Source organism: Neomoorella sulfitireducens, from assembly GCF_024733845.1.
GTDB lineage: Bacteria > Bacillota > DSM-521 > Neomoorellales > Neomoorellaceae > Neomoorella > Neomoorella sulfitireducens.
Genome location: NZ_JANRHG010000023.1, coordinates 1 through 14,822, shown reverse-complemented (window position 1 = coordinate 14,822; position 14,822 = coordinate 1). Strand labels below are relative to the sequence as shown.

Annotated in this window: 19 protein-coding genes; 12 read left to right on the top strand and 7 right to left on the bottom strand. The window is 51.0% G+C overall.

Annotated features, from left to right (window positions below; translation table 11 throughout):
- Positions 1–205 precede the first annotated feature (205 nt).
- The 3 genes from NWF31_RS14280 to NWF31_RS14270 form a co-directional block, all read right to left on the bottom strand.
- Positions 206–502: a type II toxin-antitoxin system VapC family toxin gene (locus tag NWF31_RS14280; protein WP_258361178.1), complete on the bottom strand. Its 297-nt coding sequence runs from the start codon at positions 500–502 to the stop codon at positions 206–208.
- Complete coding sequence (locus tag NWF31_RS14275) at positions 502–720, bottom strand: hypothetical protein (protein WP_258361177.1); 219 nt, start codon at positions 718–720, stop codon at positions 502–504. The genes NWF31_RS14280 and NWF31_RS14275 overlap by 1 nt, the downstream gene beginning before the upstream one ends.
- 125 nt (positions 721–845) lie before the next feature.
- Entirely contained in the window at positions 846–980 is a 135-nt protein-coding gene (locus NWF31_RS14270) for a hypothetical protein (protein WP_258361176.1), read from the bottom strand.
- A 341-nt stretch (positions 981–1,321) separates the two neighbouring features.
- Between NWF31_RS14270 and NWF31_RS15045 the strand changes: the two genes are divergently transcribed.
- Positions 1,322–1,480, top strand: coding sequence for a type II toxin-antitoxin system HicA family toxin (locus tag NWF31_RS15045; protein ID WP_258361175.1), 159 nt, complete (start codon positions 1,322–1,324; stop codon positions 1,478–1,480).
- A gap of 82 nt (positions 1,481–1,562) precedes the next feature.
- A complete protein-coding gene (locus NWF31_RS14260) occupies positions 1,563–1,994 on the top strand; it encodes a type II toxin-antitoxin system HicB family antitoxin (protein WP_258361174.1) in 432 nt (143 codons plus the stop codon).
- Here NWF31_RS14260 and NWF31_RS14255 read toward each other — a convergent pair.
- From NWF31_RS14255 to NWF31_RS14245, 3 genes are all read right to left on the bottom strand, one after another.
- Positions 1,978–2,118, bottom strand: coding sequence for a hypothetical protein (locus tag NWF31_RS14255; protein WP_258361173.1), 141 nt, complete (start codon positions 2,116–2,118; stop codon positions 1,978–1,980). The genes NWF31_RS14260 and NWF31_RS14255 overlap by 17 nt on opposite strands.
- An 81-nt stretch (positions 2,119–2,199) precedes the next feature.
- Positions 2,200–2,418, bottom strand: coding sequence for an AbrB/MazE/SpoVT family DNA-binding domain-containing protein (locus NWF31_RS14250; RefSeq protein ID WP_258361172.1), 219 nt, complete (start codon positions 2,416–2,418; stop codon positions 2,200–2,202).
- Between the two features lie 855 nt (positions 2,419–3,273).
- Positions 3,274–3,465 carry a hypothetical protein gene (locus NWF31_RS14245; protein ID WP_258361171.1) on the bottom strand — a complete coding sequence of 64 codons (192 nt, stop codon included), beginning with the start codon at positions 3,463–3,465 and terminating at the stop codon, positions 3,274–3,276.
- A 543-nt stretch (positions 3,466–4,008) separates the two neighbouring features.
- On the opposite strand from NWF31_RS14245, the gene NWF31_RS14240 reads away from it, so the two are divergent.
- The 7 genes from NWF31_RS14240 (at position 4,009) to NWF31_RS14210 (ending at position 10,541) form a co-directional block, all read left to right on the top strand.
- A complete protein-coding gene (locus NWF31_RS14240; RefSeq protein ID WP_258361170.1) occupies positions 4,009–4,782 on the top strand; it encodes a polysaccharide deacetylase family protein in 774 nt (257 codons plus the stop codon).
- Positions 4,783–4,840: 58 nt separating this feature from the next.
- Entirely contained in the window at positions 4,841–5,788 is a 948-nt protein-coding gene (locus NWF31_RS14235) for an NAD-dependent epimerase/dehydratase family protein (RefSeq protein ID WP_258361169.1), read from the top strand.
- Between the two features lie 24 nt (positions 5,789–5,812).
- Entirely contained in the window at positions 5,813–7,162 is a 1,350-nt protein-coding gene (locus NWF31_RS14230; RefSeq protein ID WP_258361168.1) for a nucleotide sugar dehydrogenase, read from the top strand.
- Entirely contained in the window at positions 7,159–8,199 is a 1,041-nt protein-coding gene (locus NWF31_RS14225; protein ID WP_258361167.1) for a Gfo/Idh/MocA family protein, read from the top strand. Before NWF31_RS14230 ends, NWF31_RS14225 begins: the two co-directional genes overlap by 4 nt.
- On the top strand, positions 8,103–8,711 hold the full coding sequence (locus NWF31_RS14855) for an acyltransferase (protein ID WP_258361166.1): 609 nt from the start codon (positions 8,103–8,105) through the stop codon (positions 8,709–8,711). Before NWF31_RS14225 ends, NWF31_RS14855 begins: the two co-directional genes overlap by 97 nt.
- The gene (locus NWF31_RS14215; RefSeq protein ID WP_258361165.1) at positions 8,698–9,795 is read left to right on the top strand and encodes a DegT/DnrJ/EryC1/StrS family aminotransferase; all 1,098 of its coding nucleotides are present in this window, start codon (positions 8,698–8,700) and stop codon (positions 9,793–9,795) included. Before NWF31_RS14855 ends, NWF31_RS14215 begins: the two co-directional genes overlap by 14 nt.
- Positions 9,796–9,896: 101 nt before the next feature.
- Entirely contained in the window at positions 9,897–10,541 is a 645-nt protein-coding gene (locus NWF31_RS14210) for a hypothetical protein (RefSeq protein ID WP_258361164.1), read from the top strand.
- Here NWF31_RS14210 and NWF31_RS14205 read toward each other — a convergent pair.
- Positions 10,529–10,759 carry a hypothetical protein gene (locus NWF31_RS14205; RefSeq protein ID WP_258361163.1) on the bottom strand — a complete coding sequence of 77 codons (231 nt, stop codon included), beginning with the start codon at positions 10,757–10,759 and terminating at the stop codon, positions 10,529–10,531. The genes NWF31_RS14210 and NWF31_RS14205 overlap by 13 nt on opposite strands.
- Before the next feature lie 31 nt (positions 10,760–10,790).
- Here NWF31_RS14205 and NWF31_RS14200 point away from each other — a divergent pair, with 31 nt between their 5' ends.
- Genes NWF31_RS14200 through NWF31_RS14190 form a run of 3 tightly spaced genes read left to right on the top strand, consistent with a single transcriptional unit; the run spans position 10,791 to position 14,313 of the window.
- Complete coding sequence (locus NWF31_RS14200) at positions 10,791–12,368, top strand: glycosyltransferase family protein (protein ID WP_258361162.1); 1,578 nt, start codon at positions 10,791–10,793, stop codon at positions 12,366–12,368.
- Positions 12,369–12,392: 24 nt separating this feature from the next.
- A complete protein-coding gene (locus NWF31_RS14195; protein ID WP_258361161.1) occupies positions 12,393–13,613 on the top strand; it encodes an ATP-grasp domain-containing protein in 1,221 nt (406 codons plus the stop codon).
- A gap of 19 nt (positions 13,614–13,632) precedes the next feature.
- On the top strand, positions 13,633–14,313 hold the full coding sequence (locus tag NWF31_RS14190; protein WP_258361160.1) for a WbqC family protein: 681 nt from the start codon (positions 13,633–13,635) through the stop codon (positions 14,311–14,313).
- The last annotated feature ends 509 nt before the right edge of the window (positions 14,314–14,822 follow it).

Sequence of the window (14,822 nt, the reverse complement as noted above, 5' to 3'; positions counted from 1 at the left end):
TTCCATGGTAATCAACATTCGCAGAGACAGCTACCGTTTAAAAGAAAAACGCCGGGCGGGGATAATAAGAAAGCAAACGCCCGCTGGAATAATGTGGCATCTATTATTCAAAGAGTCATTATTTCCGTTATCCCAGGTATCTTTTCATAATGCCTCTTGTTATTAGTCAATATCGTAAGGTTGTAATATATTGCCGTACAACCTATTAATAAGTCAAAATCGCTGATAACCCCTGTTTATGCAATTCCGCTCTTCGTTGACCGAAGAGGCGTGCTATAGGCGGGGAAACATTTATTATGGAAATGCCCTTCAGAAAATCGCGCAATGAACTTTCTTTTTCCTCTGGCTTCGCACTTCTAAAAACCCCTTCATACAATTCAGCGATGGTAACTACACTTATGGCCAGTCCTTTTTGCCTGTACTCTTTTAAAGTCGTTACGAATGGTTCCTTACCCCGGAGATAAAAAATCGCCCAATCTGTATCGACCAGGTATTTTTCCATCACCATTCTTCTGGACCTGTCCTGCCAGCGCTATTACGGCGATGGTAAATTTCTTCTATAAATCCGTCAGCATCGAAGTCGGTCCAGGAACCTGCTGCTCTTTCAAATGCTTTCGTGTTTTCATTGTTAGAATCCTCGTTATCTAGTAGATGGCGTAATTTTTCCCTTTCCGCGGGAGGGAGCCTTTTAATCGCGTTATAAATTTTTTCTATAGCCATAACTTACCACCCTATTCTTCATACTTTCATCATCTATTATAACCTAAATTTCTATTTTAAATGGTGATCATCAATGAGATTCCCGTTATTACTTTCTTTAAAAGCCCTGCAGTTCTTTTCCGCTTCTATATTTGATTTTTCATGTATATAATTTGACCAACAATCTCACAAAGAGGCAGCCCATTGCTAATATCGACCTCTACCCGTACGCCCTGCCCCTCCAGGCCCACGAGAACGACGGAATTGACAATGGCTAGCATGACTGACCCCCTGGTGTTTTCTACCCAACTTTTGCTATTCGCCGCAAGAAACGGAGTTCCTGCTAAGGTGGTGAAAAAAGACCTTATTTGGAGGTCAGGATATTAACAGGTTCTAAAAGAATATGTCTGGAAGCGCCATAATTATTATAAATATAAGTAAAAAATAAGGGAGATGTAAATACTAGCGTCACCCCTTCTAACTATTTTTTGACTCTACAATTTTTACAATTTCTTCACCAGCTCTGGGCAACCGGGGTAGTTCCACTGTATAAGTATTTTTTGGCATGTCATCAGACACGTATCATAATACGTATTATAATATAATCGTAAGGGGAAGCTGAATGAAATCCTACTCATCCAGGGAGATAATCAAGATACTCGAAGAAGGCGGTTGGCACTACATAGGAACTGTCGGCGATCATTGGCACTTTAAACACCCTACAAAACCCGGAAAGGTGATGGTAACTCATCCAGTAAAAATATCCCAATCGGGACGTTAAAACGAATAGAAAAGCAAGCAGGAATTAAACTCAAGTAATTCCTACTCCCTCTTTCAATTTTTCAAGCAAGGAGATGGGCTAAATGAAAAAAGATCATTATGTTTTCCCGGCTATATTTGAGTATGCCGACGACGGTATTGCTATCGAGTTCCCTGACTTGCCAGGGTGTTTGCCCTGCGCTCATACTACAGATGAGGCTCTCAGGAATGCTAAAGAAGCTATGGCCCTGCATTTATGGAGCATGGAACAAGATGGGGACCCTATCCCCGAACCCACACCAATTAATAAATTACACCTCGAACCCAATCAAATACCAGTTTTAATTGAAGTTTATATGCCTACGTATCGTGAAGCGATAGAAAATACTTCTGTTAAAAAGACCTTAACTATCCCTCAATGGTTAAATAGAATAGCTGAGGAAAAAAGAGTTAACTTTTCACAGGTACTACAAAATGCATTAAAAGCTCATCTTGGCATTGAACATCGTCCTCGAAGTATTAAAAAGCAGCCTTAACCGGTTGCTTTTTTGTTGTGGTCACCTTAATTTCGTCCTTTCGTCCATCTTGAAAATAACGCGCCCTGCCATTTTCATCCTTCTGCTGGTGCTGCGCCAGCGGCATGGGTGCCTTTTTATCCAACGTTTTAATGTCCCGCCTGAGAATCAAACTGAAGCCAGCCGATATCACCACGTTCGGGAATATAGGTTTCCATCGCGTTTACTATACTTCCCGCCCAACCTGGGGCCCGGTATCTATTTCACTATGATTATTATCCGGTGTAACCTGGGCCAGCAATTGTTCCAGGCTATAATGTTTGCGGCGGATAATTATCGCGTCCTCATCTACCTGCAAACCAACGGGGTTGCCTTCTCTAAGGCCGATTTTTTGGGTCAGCGCTAAAGGGATGCGAATCCCCAAACTATTGCCCCACTTTTGCACCGGTTTACGCTTTGCCTTTCATGGTGGAATAGTTTGTAGAACAATTCTACGTCTTCTTGAGGTAGGTTCATCCCGTTTCTTCCCAGTAGTAGTTTAATCAGTCAAGAATGATTACTTTGGTCGCCTCTGACGGGCGGTTATTCCAAAATGTTAAAAAACTTCTCCACAACATTTTTACCGGCTCTTTTTTCTTGAGGTATAGGCGGGGTTTCGCCCTCCGGGTTATCATCTTCACCGGTTCCGTACTTCTGCCAGACGGCATACAAAGCCCTGTAATCACCCGCGATCAATTATTCCCGGACCTTACCTGCTTGAATACTGCTGCGGACAACAACTCGACGATTCGCTCAAATTCGCAATCGTCGAGCGGGACAAAATTAAATTTGCGCACTTGATATATTTGGCAATCCTGTTGAATACCCCGGATTCATGCTGGTACCGGCCCGTCGTCAGGTGGACGACGAGATTTCTTTCCCGTGCCCTGGCGACGAGCGCAGTGAGATCAGCCCTTAAAAATGGCTCCCCGCCACCTTTGGCCAGCTGAAAAACTCCCGCTTCGGCAATTTTGTCGATAATCCCAGGGCATTTTTTGTTTCGAGCTCAGTGGCGAATTTATATTTATGCCGGCGAACGTAACAGTCCGGACAAATTGCGTCACATGCAAAGGTAACCGCCCAATGCACGGTTTCCGGAGCGCTCAAATCCTGGGTGGAAGGCCACTTTATTCTACAACGGTTACTCTGATCAAGAGAGCAATCTTTTTTCAGGATGCCTTGCGGCATTACGACCAGTATTTGCAGCGCAAGCAGTTTTTTTACGATCCGGATCGCCTCGGAGCGGTCAAGACGCTTGCCATTATGCGTTGTACCAGATGATATCGAGCTCGTTAACGTCGGCTACGCCAATCTTTTCGAGAAGTAATATTAACGCATAGGCTTCCCTGTCGACGTCAATCATAGCTCCGGTACCAGTATGGAAAAGTATCCCACCGAAATATTCTTTTCTATGTCGAACACTATCGGAAAGGCCGATATGTGGTGATCGCACTTTGCTATCGCCTGCCCCAAATTACTCAGGAGAAATTATCTCACGAAAAAATCAGACTGTAAAGTGGTTATAGGCAAGACTTTCTGGTCAATATGTGGTGGCAGTAACACATAAGAAAGGGAACGTCCTAAAAGGCCTGTACCGCCGGTGATTAATATTTTCAAAGTCAACCCACCTTTCCTGCTTCTAAAGAAGAGAGTTAAAGGAGGTGGGATGCGGCGGAAATAATTTGCGGCAGCCACAATGTCCGAGATAGCCTATACCAGAGGCAACCCCAGGCATCCCGATAGCTGCCGGACCCGGCTCCTCCACCGGGCGCCGCCGGAATAACGGCCAGTAGGTACATCCCCAGATGTTGCATAGCCGGTACCTCCACCGTTATTTGTTTCAACTTGCCAGAATGTACTATTTGCCCGGGCCTACCCACTAGTTCATGGAACGACCGGTAACTTCCCTGAGGGGTGACTAATATTATATACCAGTGATTTCTAGTTGCCGCTCATACCTCGACGGGCTGTCTAATCAGGAAGTAATGCCAGGCAAATGGATGGCATGTTTCCGGGGCTGCTGCCCCGGGGTAAAAAGACCATCCGGCTCCAGCGGCGGCAGGGTCAACGGGGTGGGAACGGTAGAACACGGGGGATATGTGTTTCAATGACCTGTTCCTGGACTTATGAGCACTACCGCTCTTGTATAGCCAAAGCCCGGGAGCATGGCTATGCCCTGCTCCCATTTAAAGAGGTTGCCAGTTACCCGGAGACGCAACCCTTGATTATTTTAAGGCATGACATTGACCGTTCGCTGTCCCGGGCTTTGACCATGGCCAGGATGGAAAAGGAACTGGGGGTGCGGGCTACCTATTTTGTCAGGGTGCATGCACCAACATACAACGTTTTTGAGTATAACACCTACCGGGCCCTGCAGGAAATACGGTCCCTGGGCCATGAAATCGGCCTGCACTTTGAAGCCGTGGATTTCGGCCACATTAACGGCGAAGCCCCCCTGGAAGTGTTCCAGCGGGAAAAGGCGGTGCTGGAAACGGCCCTCAATATAACCGTCGTTTCAGCGGCCGCCCATGGCGAGCACAGCCGGTCAGGCCCCGGGCATAACCGCGATTTCTTCCAGTGCTTCACCAAGGAACAGGTTGGTATCAAGTATGATGCCTATGATACCGCTTTCACCAGGGAGATGAAGTATATCTCCGACAGTTCCGGCATCTGGCGGGAAGGTTGTATGTGTAACCATATTGGTAAATACCCGCGCCTGCAGATCCTGGTCCACCCCTGCTGGTGGTTCAAGGACCACCCGTTTGAATAGCCCTACCGGTTCTTGCCCAATTAGTAGGGGCTAGATAGATAAAAGGAGCGTAGAAACAATGAAGCATATTCTGGTAACTGGAGGGGCAGGGTTCATAGGCTCCAATCTGGTGCGGATGCTGGTGAATGATTACGGGTGCGAGGTCACGGTCCTCGATAACATGTTTACAGGTCGCCCGGAAAATTTAAGGGAACAGGGAATTGCCGCTAGCGTACAGCTTGTTACCGGCAGCGTGTTGGACCAACCCCTCGTCAGAAGGCTTATACAGGGAAAGGACACCATCTTTCACCTGGCGGCCGTGAACATTATAGCTTCCATGGAGAATCCAAGGGCAGATTTAGAAAGCAATATTATCGGCACCTATAACGTCTTAGAAGCGGCGCACCAGGCGGGTGTTGCCAGGGTCGTCTACGCCTCGACCGCATCCGTATACGGTAACCCGAGGTATCTGCCGGTATGCGAAGAAGATAGGGTGCGGTTTCTCAACTTCTATTCCGCCAGCAAGTACGCCGGCGAATGTTACGCCCAGGTATTTTACGAGCAATACGACTTGCCGGTTACGGTGGTGCGCTATTCAAATGTCTATGGCTACAACCAGAGGCCCGAGAACCCTTATGCGGGTGTGGTAGCCAGGTTTATCAATTGGGCACTGCACGACGCGCCTTTAAAAATCCACGGTGATGGCAGCCAGACCCGGGACTTTACCTTTATCGCCGATGCCTGCCGGGCGACTGTGCTGGCTGCTTTATGTCCCCGGGCCGTCGGCCAGGTTTACAATATCGCTACTGGTACAGAAACAACCATTAATGAGCTGGCGCGTCAGGTTATCGAACTTACCGGCAGTAAAAGCGAAGTCCTTTATGAGGAAAAGCGTCCCATTGATAATGTGCGCCGCCGGGTGCTAAACGTGGAAAAAGCCAGAAAGGAACTTAAATTCTTCCCTGAATGGACCCTCACCAGGGGGCTGCAGGAAACCATCGCCTGGGCCAGGGGCACGGCAAAGTAAGAGGGAACCAGGAGGTCTCCGGGCATGACTGCTGCACCAGTTACAACTGGGGAGTTCCAGCTGGCACCTAAAAACCAGCTCTTGCAGAAGATAAAGGACAAAAGCGCCGTCGTCGGGGTTGTTGGGCTTGGTTATGTAGGGCTCCCTTTAGCTCTGGAAAAGGCGAGGGCCGGTTACCGGGTAATCGGAATCGAGGAAAACCCCTTGCGGGTGCAAAAAGTGAAACGCGGTGAAAGTTATATTACCGATGTGCCGGAACAGGAACTGCAGGCCCTGGTAAAGAGCGGCGCCATAGGAGCGGTTAACGATTTTTCCTGCGTGCCAGCCCTGGATGTTATCGTTATTTGTGTACCTACCCCATTGACCAGGAACCTCACGCCCGACCTGCAATACGTGGAGAAAGTAACGCGGGGTATTGCTACCGGGCTCAGGCGCGGCCAGCTGGTAAGCCTCGAGTCAACCACCTATCCTGGGACTACGGAGGAGGTAATGCTGCCCATCCTGGAAAGCTCGGGGTTAAAAGCCGAGACAGATTTTTTCCTGGTGTATTCTCCGGAGAGGGTAGACCCCGGCAACAAGCGGTATACCACCAGGAATACCTCCAAAGTCATAGGAGCCATCGGACCGTCTTCCATGGAAGTGGCCCTGGCCTTTTACAGCCAAACTGTAAAAAAAGTAGTGCCTGTTTCCAGCGCCAGGGCAGCCGAGCTGGTTAAGATTTTCGAGAATACCTTCCGGGCAGTCAACATCGCCCTGGTTAACGAGCTGGCCATGCTCTGTGACCTGATGGAACTCAATGTCTGGGAGGTTCTCGATGCCGCTTTTACCAAACCCTTTGGTATCATACCCTTTTATCCCGGTCCGGGGGTGGGGGGGCATTGCATACCCGTTGACCCCCATTACCTGGAATGGAAAGCCAGGGAATTGAACTTCAATACCCACTTTATCGCCCTGGCGGGAGAAATCAACCGCAAAATGCCGGAATTTGTGCAGCGAAAGGCCCTGAGGATTTTGAACAACCTGGGCATCCCGGCTTCCCGGGCACAGGTACTGGTTTTAGGGGTCGCCTATAAAAAGGATGTTGCCGACAGCCGCGAATCCCCGGCTATCCAGGTCATTCGCCTCTTGCTAAGAGATGGGGCGCGCGTTCTCTACCACGACGAGCTCGTTAAAAGCATCCATGACCGTGAACTGGATATGGCCTCGACGCCCTTAAGCGAAGAGGTAATCAGGGCCAGCGACCTGGTTATTATCACCACGGATCATTCCCACCTCGATTATCAATGGGTGGTGGAGAAGGCCAAACACGTTCTCGACACCCGCAACGCCACGCGTTACGTTACTAACAACCGGGAGAGGATAACGCTGCTATGATGGTCGGTGTGATCGGGGCAGGCAACTGGGGCAAAAACCTGGTGCGCACCTTCTACTGCCTGGGAAGGCTTGCCGGGGTAGTGGAAGTAAAGCCGGCAACACGGCAATGGCTGGCGGCCACATATCCCGGCTTGCCCCTGTACTCAGACTATGGGGACCTGCTGGCCAGCGATATTGCAGCGGTGGCCATTGCCACACCGGCGGCCACCCATTACCAGGTGGCCCGGGAAGCCCTGCTGGCGGGAAAGGACGTATTTGTGGAGAAACCGCTAGCCCTTTCCCGGGCGGAGGCTGAAGAACTGGTTGCCCTGGCTGAAAGCAAAAACCGCATCCTGATGGTGGGGCATCTCCTGCTCTACCAGCCGGCCGTCCAGTGGCTGAAACGTTACCTCGAGTCAGGGGTTATCGGGCCGGTGGCCTTTCTGACCCAGGAACGCCTCAAACTGGGGCGGGTGCGGCCGGTAGAGAACGTGCTATGGAGTTTCGGCGTTCACGATATCGCCGTGCTCCTCTACCTGGTAGGGCAAAAACCACAGCAGGTAAAAGCCAGCGGCCGGTGTTTCCTGCAAAAAGAAATTGAAGACGACGTCTACTTGCACCTGAAGTTCCCCCGCGGTGTTGCGGCCCACCTGCATGTATCGTGGCTGTGGCCCGAGCAGCGACGCCTCCTTACCATCGTGGGTTCTAAAGCCATGCTTGTTTACGACGAGGTGCAACAGCGATTAACCCTGCACAAGAAACGGGTAACCCCCGACCTGCAGAGCGAAGACGCCGGCAGTGAAGTCGTTTTTCAGGGAGGTGGGGAACCCCTGTTGCTGGAGTGCCGCCATTTCCTGGACAGGGTTGCGGACCGCCGCCCGCCCCTGTCTGACGGCAGGGGCGCCCTGGATGTGATCGCCGTGCTGGAAGAAGCAGAAAAACAGTTAAAGGAAGATGGGGCATGGACCGGCAGGATTATTTTGTCCACGAATCAGCCTGCATCGATGCCGGGGCCAGGGTGGGCAAAGGGACAAGGATTTGGCACTTCAGCCACGTAATGACCGGGGCTGAAATAGGAGAAAACTGCACCCTGGGGCAGAACGTCTTTGTGGCCAGTAACGTAAAAATAGGCAACAACGTTAAAATCCAGAATAACGTTTCCGTGTATGAAGGGGTCACCCTGGAAGACGACGTTTTCCTGGGCCCAAGTATGGTCTTTACCAACATCAAGACGCCCCGCGCCGCCTATCCCCGCAACACCAGCGACGACTACGCCACCACCCTGGTAAAAAAGGGGGCCAGCATCGGCGCCAACGCGACTGTAATCTGCGGGGTGACTATAGGGGAATGGGCTTTCGTAGCAGCAGGGGCGGTGGTGACCAGGGACGTGCCGCCTTACGCCCTGGTTGCCGGTGTGCCTGCCAGGCTTTGCGGCTGGGCCTGCGAATGCGGCCGGCCTTTACGTTTCGAGGGCCGTAGAGCCACCTGTATTGAATGCGGCAAGAGGTATGCAAAACGCGGCAAGAAAACTATCGTCAGGATAGGCGGGGTGGACGATGAGTCAGGTTAAAATTCCCCTGCTGGATCTTACCCCGGAGATTAAGACCCTCTGGGAGGAGCTTACGTCTGCTATCCAGGCAGTGCTGGCATCGGGCCAGTTTATTATGGGGCCCAATGTCCATGCCTTCGAGGAAGAAGCAGCCCGGTACCTGGGGATTAAATATACTATAAGCGTCAACTCCGGCACCGATGCCCTGGTGATAGCCCTGCAGGCGGCAGGGGTTGAGCCAGGACATGAAGTGATCACTACCCCCTTTACCTTTTTTGCCACCGCCGAGGCCATCAGCCAGGTAGGAGCTACCCCGGTCTTTGTGGATATCGATCCCCGGACCTTTAACCTAGATGCCGGGCTCATTGAAACAGCCATTACCAGGGACACGAAAGCCATCTTGCCGGTACACCTCTACGGTCAAACCGCCGACATGGACCCCATTATGGCCCTGGCAGCAAAGTATAACCTTAAGGTCATCGAAGACGCGGCCCAGGCCTTTGGCGGGGAGTATAAAGGCAAAAAGCTCGGTACCATCGGGGATGCCGGCTGCTTTTCCTTTTTCCCTTCCAAGAATTTAGGGGCCTTTGGCGACGGCGGCCTCATTGCCACCAACAACGAAGAAATTGCCGCCACGGCCCGGTTGCTCAGGGCCCATGGGGCGAAAGAAAAATACTATCATGAAAGGATAGGTTATAACTCCCGTTTAGACGAGATCCAGGCGGCTATCCTCCGGGTGAAACTGCCCCACATTCACGCATGGAACGAGGCACGCCGGCAAGTGGCCTACCTTTACAACCAGCTTCTAAAAGACGCACCCGGCATCGTGACCCCTTACGAGGCCCCTTATGCCAGGCATGTCTATCACCAGTACACCATACGGATGCCCGTTGGCGAACGTAACAAAATGAAGCAGTTTTTGGCTGAACGGGATATAGCAACTATGATCTACTACCCCGTGCCGTTACACCAACTGCCGGTGTACGCCCGCCCGGGCTATAGCCTTCCGGAAGCAGAGAAAGCTGCAGGGGAAGTCCTTTCCCTGCCTATCTGGCCACAAATGCCTGGGGAACTCATTAAAAGGGTATGTAGTTTTTTGGCGTAACTTTTTACCTGGAAAAACCATATCATGTATAAGAGGGAATGCCTATTTGAGGCCATCAAAGATGCCAAATCAAGCTATTATACAGGGGGGTATAATTTTGTATGGCTAATGGAGTAGAAACCCAACAAATTCGTCCCGGTCCCTGCCCGCCTGGGGGTTGCCCACCGGCAACTAGGATTGAATGTATCAGCGTTGACAAAGTTTTCGACAGTTGCTTCCAGGTAGAAGACCACACCCGTTCCATTAAAATTACCGATTTCTTTCCTACGCCTGACGTTGGCGATGTGGTACCATGCTCTCTCACGCCCGGTCAACAGATCACATGCGAAGCTATCAGCAAAACAGCTGTTGGCGGCGGCTTTTTTACCCTTATATTACGGGTAACAATTCCGGTAACCCTTACTAACCCCGGGGATCCCGATGATAAAGTCGACCGCATTTTTACTTTCCTCAAAACTGTCACCCTCTGCTGCCCCGAGGGTACCGATGTTGATTGTAGCGAAAGCACCCTTATTTCCTGCAACTGCGTGGTTACTTCTGTAGCAGACGATTCAGGTAACAATCAAGTTACCCCGGTTACCCCTATCGGCGAAGTTACCGTTGAGTGTGATTTCCAAATCTGCCTGGTCATCAAATGTATTGCCAGGGTCCAATTGTTAGTACCAAGTTTCGGCTTTTGCGTCCCTGCTCCCTGCGTCACCCTTCCCGGGGCCTGCCCGCCGGCACCTCCCCTTCAGTGCTTCTGAAAATCCGCTTGTTGCGCTGCGTGAGGACCCTGGACTACAGAAACCGAGGTGGGGCTGCAGCTCACCTCTCCCTTTGCTCTCGCCATCCCCACCTCTACATGGCCTGCTTCCCCTATCCCGGCAACCAGGCTCAACAAACCCTTCACCTGACCCTCAGCCAGTTTCCCGCCGGGGAGCTTCCCAATACATTCTTGTGGCGTGAGTACTACTGTAATCATACTATGTACTACAGAAAGGGAAGAACAGTCAATGCGCATTCTCTATCTTAACGGGCACCCTGTCTGGACTTATGGCCTGCCCTGGGGTTTTCGCCAGCTCGGCCATGAGGTAAAAATAGTGGGGGTTATTCAGAAGGATTACCTGACAAGGTATATGGAATTATTTCATCCCAAGCTTTTAGTCACGGTCGGGTGGATGGATGAGTACACCTTTGATAAGTTGGAGGTTATCCGAAAATTAGCCCAAGATTTTGGCTGTTTACATGCCTACTGGGCTACTGAAGACATTAATTTCCTCGAAAGATGGTCCTTGCGCATGGTAAAGGTTGTCCAGCCGGACGTTGTTTTTACCATCAATGCTGATTGTATTCCATATTACCGTGATCTAGGTATACCCGCTTTTCACCTGGAATTCGGCTACAACCCGGGCTTTGAGGCCTCCATCCCGGGACTGCCCGCTCCCGGGTATGACCACGACCTGGCTCTGGTTGCCAATTGCTACGACATCTGGACAAATACCGACTCTTTTCGCTATAAAAGTATGGAGATACTGGTGCGGCCCCTGGTAGAAAAGGGCTATGACCTGGTTTTATACGGCAAAGGGTGGGAAGAGGCTCCCTGGTTAGCCGATAAACAAAGAGCAAGAGTCCATTATCTCGGACCGGTTTCTTTTGCCGACACTTTCCGGATATACAGGAGGGCGAAAATCGTCCTCAACCTGCAAAACCAGGGCCAGCACACTACCCAGGTGACTTCACGTACCTTTGAGATCACGGGTAGCGGCGGTTTCCAGTTAACAACCCGGACGCCGGCGGTAGAGAAGCTATTTGTCCACCGCCAGCACCTGGTGATGTCCAGTTCCCCGGAAGAAACCCTGGAACTCGTAGATTACTACCTGGCCCATGAAGAAGAACGCCAGGCCATTGCCGCCAACGGCCGGGCTGAAATCCTGGCGAAACACACCTATGACAAAAGGGCGGCCTTTATATTATCTTGTCTCGATTCCATCAAAGGTAAAGAGAAAGCTTCAAATAGTAAAAACCTGCACCTTAAACTGCTCCAGCCTGCGGCCGCTGACGCCTATGTTGCTAGTGGTGACCCGGTCAATTCACACCGGAACGTCGCCGTACTAGCCATTGGACGAGAACGGAACAGGGGCGCCGGGTGGTCGACTTCCCGGGCTTACCTTTTTTTCGACCTGGGGGATTTCCCGCCAGATGCCGAGCTGGATAAAGCCATTTTGTATCTCTGGCTTAACTGGAAAGGGACTGCAGGAGACGTTATCCAGTGTTACCCGGTCCTGCAACCGTGGCAGGAAGAAACCATCAGCTGGTATAACCAACCTGCTCATGGCGGGCAGCCGGTTGCTAAAGTAGCGGTTGAAGGCAATGCCAATAAGAAGTGGCTTTCGTGGGATATAACTGCTTTAGTAAAAAAGTGGATAGATAAAACTATAGCCAACCATGGCCTCTGTCTCCGTTCCCTTTATGAAAATGTCCGGGCGGCAACAATCCAGACCCTGGCCTCCAGCCGCTGGACCGGAAGTAAGGAGTATAAGCCATACCTGACTATTCTCTATTTTTCAAGCACTGGAGATTGCGGGTCATAATTTTAGCAATAAAGGAGAAAAACCATGTTTGCACTAAAACCGGATCCGGTCCGTTATAAGGGCAAAACGATTATGGTCGTTGGAGCCGGCCGTATCCAGGAACCGGCCATTAGAATAGCTAAATCCCTGGGCATTAAGGTAGTCGCTGTGGACTATGATGACGGGGCGCCAGGTTTAAAATGGGCCGACTACCCGCTACTTATTAGCACCACCGATGTGGATGCCTGCATCGACGCCGGCAGGGTTTACAGGATTGATGGCGTGATGACCGCCGGCTCTGACCGCTCCACCAGGACAGTAGCCGCGGTAGCTGCGGCCCTTAACCTGCCGGGTATTCCGGTTGAAGTAGCCCAAAATGCCACCAACAAACTGGCTATCCGCAAAGCACTGGCAGCTTGCCAGGTACCGTCACCCCGATTTGTTACCTGCCGGAACCAGGCCGAGGCCGTCAAAGGCCTTAAAACCCTTGGACTACCGGTCGTTATTAAGCCGCCCGACAACAATTCCAGCTTAGGGGTAAGCGTAGTCCGGCAAGAGTCTGAGCTGGAAAAAGCCCTGGACTGGGCGGCACGGTTTTCCAATTCCCCAACTTTGTTGCTGGAAGAATTTATCCCCGGTGACGAGGTTGGTATTCAAGCTTTTGTTATCAACGGCGAAGTAAAAATGGCCGCTATTTCGTCGCGCAAGGTTACACCGCCGCCTTTTTGCAGCAGCATTATTACGACTGTACCCGCTCTTATCTCCAGTGATACCGGGGAACTAATCCACCGGGTTGTTACCGGGGCGATACAGGCCATGGGCATTAACGGCGGTCCGGTTTATGTTCAATTGCGCCTGTCCCGGGAGGGGCCGCGGGTGTTGGAACTATCCCCCAGGCTGGGGGGCGGGTATACCAATTCTCATCTTGTACCCCTGGCCCTGGGCATTAACCCCATCCAGGCTGCCATCGACCTCTGCCTGGATTACAGCCCCAATCTCAGCCCCCAGTATCACCGGGGGGCCTCCCGGCGTTATATCATCCTCCCGCCGGGTACGGTCCAACAGGTACCGCCACTAGAACAGTTTAACTGCCCCGGTCTGGTTGAAATGGGTTTATTTATCAAGCCGGGTGATATAATACCGGAGTTTCACAGCGCGGCGGTTGCTTCCGGCTATGTTATAATTGCAGGGGAAACTCCCCAAACAGCCGAAAGCAGCGCCTCCCGGCTATGCCGTGAAATCGAAAGCAGAATAGTTGTAAGGTAGTTTTCTGGGGGAAAACAAAATGCGTGTGGCTGCCCATCAACCTAACTATTTGCCCTCGACGGGGTTCTTCCATAAAATGGCCAACTGTGATGTTTTTGTTCTCCTGGACAATGTCCAGTACCCCCGGCGTGACTTTTGCAACCGTACCCGCATCAAATCACCCCGGGGAGCGTACTGGCTGACCCTACCCGTCGCCAAGGGAGCGTTCGAACAGAAAATAAACGAAACGCGGCTCTTTGAACCGGATAGAAATCTACCCCGTCACCTGGAAACCCTGCGTCATTTTTATGCCCGGGCGCCGTTTTACAATTTTTTAAACCAAATGCTCCTGCCTATTTATGAACAGCCCTGGGAGTTTCTGCTGTCTTTTAACCTGGCCCTGATCAAAACCCTGGCTGAAATACTTGGGATTACCACCCCCATGGTCCTGGCTTCCAGTTTGGGAGAGCCTCCAGCCGGTAAAAGTGAGCGCCTTATTTTTTTATGCCAGCAACTGGGGGCAGACACCTATTTGTCTGGCCGGGGGGCAGAAGCCTACAATGATCCCGGCGCCTTTACCGCCGCCGGGTTGAGACTGGAATACCAAACCTTTACGCCACCCGTATATCCACAGGGGCACGGGACTTTTATCCCCAACTTATCTATCGTCGACCTGATCATGTACCAGGGGCCGGCAAGCCGCCGCTTTTTATGTACCTGAACCGTGCCGCTATCCAGGGGTTGGCAGCTGGCTCCAAGATAACCGCGTTCTTTTTACCAGGACAGGTCGGGTTAACAAGGTTGGTTACAAATCTAGTAGATGGCGTAATGTTTGCCGTTCCGTGGGAGGAAGTCTTTTAATCACGTTATAAATTTTTTCTATGGCCATAACTTACCACCCTATTCTTCATACTTTCATAATCTATTATAACCTAATTTTTATTTTAATATGGTGATCATCACTGAGATTTCCGTTCTTACTTTCTTTAAAAAGCCCTGCAGTTCTTTGCCGGTTCTATATTTGATTTTTCCTCTATACAATTTGACCAACATTTTCACAAACAGGCAAACCATTGCTAATATCCACCTCTACCCGTACACTCTGGCCCTCCAGGCCTACCAGGACGACGGAATTGACAATGGCTAGCATTTTGAACCCCCAGGTGGTTTTATGTCCAATATTTGCTATTCGCCACCAGAACGGGAGTTCCTGCTAGGGTGGCGAAAAAG

Bases quoted from the DNA above. Each gene is read 5' to 3' on its own strand.
- NWF31_RS14280 (WP_258361178.1), bottom strand. From the start codon at position 502: ATGGAAAAATACCTGGTCGATACAGATTGGGCGATTTTTTATCTCCGG.
- NWF31_RS14275 (WP_258361177.1), bottom strand. From the start codon at position 720: ATGGCTATAGAAAAAATTTATAACGCGATTAAAAGGCTCCCTCCCGCG.
- NWF31_RS14270 (WP_258361176.1), bottom strand. From the start codon at position 980: ATGCTAGCCATTGTCAATTCCGTCGTTCTCGTGGGCCTGGAGGGGCAG.
- NWF31_RS15045 (WP_258361175.1), top strand. From the start codon at position 1,322: ATGAAATCCTACTCATCCAGGGAGATAATCAAGATACTCGAAGAAGGC.
- NWF31_RS14260 (WP_258361174.1), top strand. From the start codon at position 1,563: ATGAAAAAAGATCATTATGTTTTCCCGGCTATATTTGAGTATGCCGAC.
- NWF31_RS14240 (WP_258361170.1), top strand. From the start codon at position 4,009: ATGGATGGCATGTTTCCGGGGCTGCTGCCCCGGGGTAAAAAGACCATC.
- NWF31_RS14235 (WP_258361169.1), top strand. From the start codon at position 4,841: ATGAAGCATATTCTGGTAACTGGAGGGGCAGGGTTCATAGGCTCCAAT.
- NWF31_RS14230 (WP_258361168.1), top strand. From the start codon at position 5,813: ATGACTGCTGCACCAGTTACAACTGGGGAGTTCCAGCTGGCACCTAAA.
- NWF31_RS14225 (WP_258361167.1), top strand. From the start codon at position 7,159: ATGATGGTCGGTGTGATCGGGGCAGGCAACTGGGGCAAAAACCTGGTG.
- NWF31_RS14855 (WP_258361166.1), top strand. From the start codon at position 8,103: ATGGACCGGCAGGATTATTTTGTCCACGAATCAGCCTGCATCGATGCC.
- NWF31_RS14215 (WP_258361165.1), top strand. From the start codon at position 8,698: ATGAGTCAGGTTAAAATTCCCCTGCTGGATCTTACCCCGGAGATTAAG.
- NWF31_RS14210 (WP_258361164.1), top strand. From the start codon at position 9,897: ATGGCTAATGGAGTAGAAACCCAACAAATTCGTCCCGGTCCCTGCCCG.
- NWF31_RS14205 (WP_258361163.1), bottom strand. From the start codon at position 10,759: ATGATTACAGTAGTACTCACGCCACAAGAATGTATTGGGAAGCTCCCC.
- NWF31_RS14200 (WP_258361162.1), top strand. From the start codon at position 10,791: ATGCGCATTCTCTATCTTAACGGGCACCCTGTCTGGACTTATGGCCTG.
- NWF31_RS14195 (WP_258361161.1), top strand. From the start codon at position 12,393: ATGTTTGCACTAAAACCGGATCCGGTCCGTTATAAGGGCAAAACGATT.
- NWF31_RS14190 (WP_258361160.1), top strand. From the start codon at position 13,633: ATGCGTGTGGCTGCCCATCAACCTAACTATTTGCCCTCGACGGGGTTC.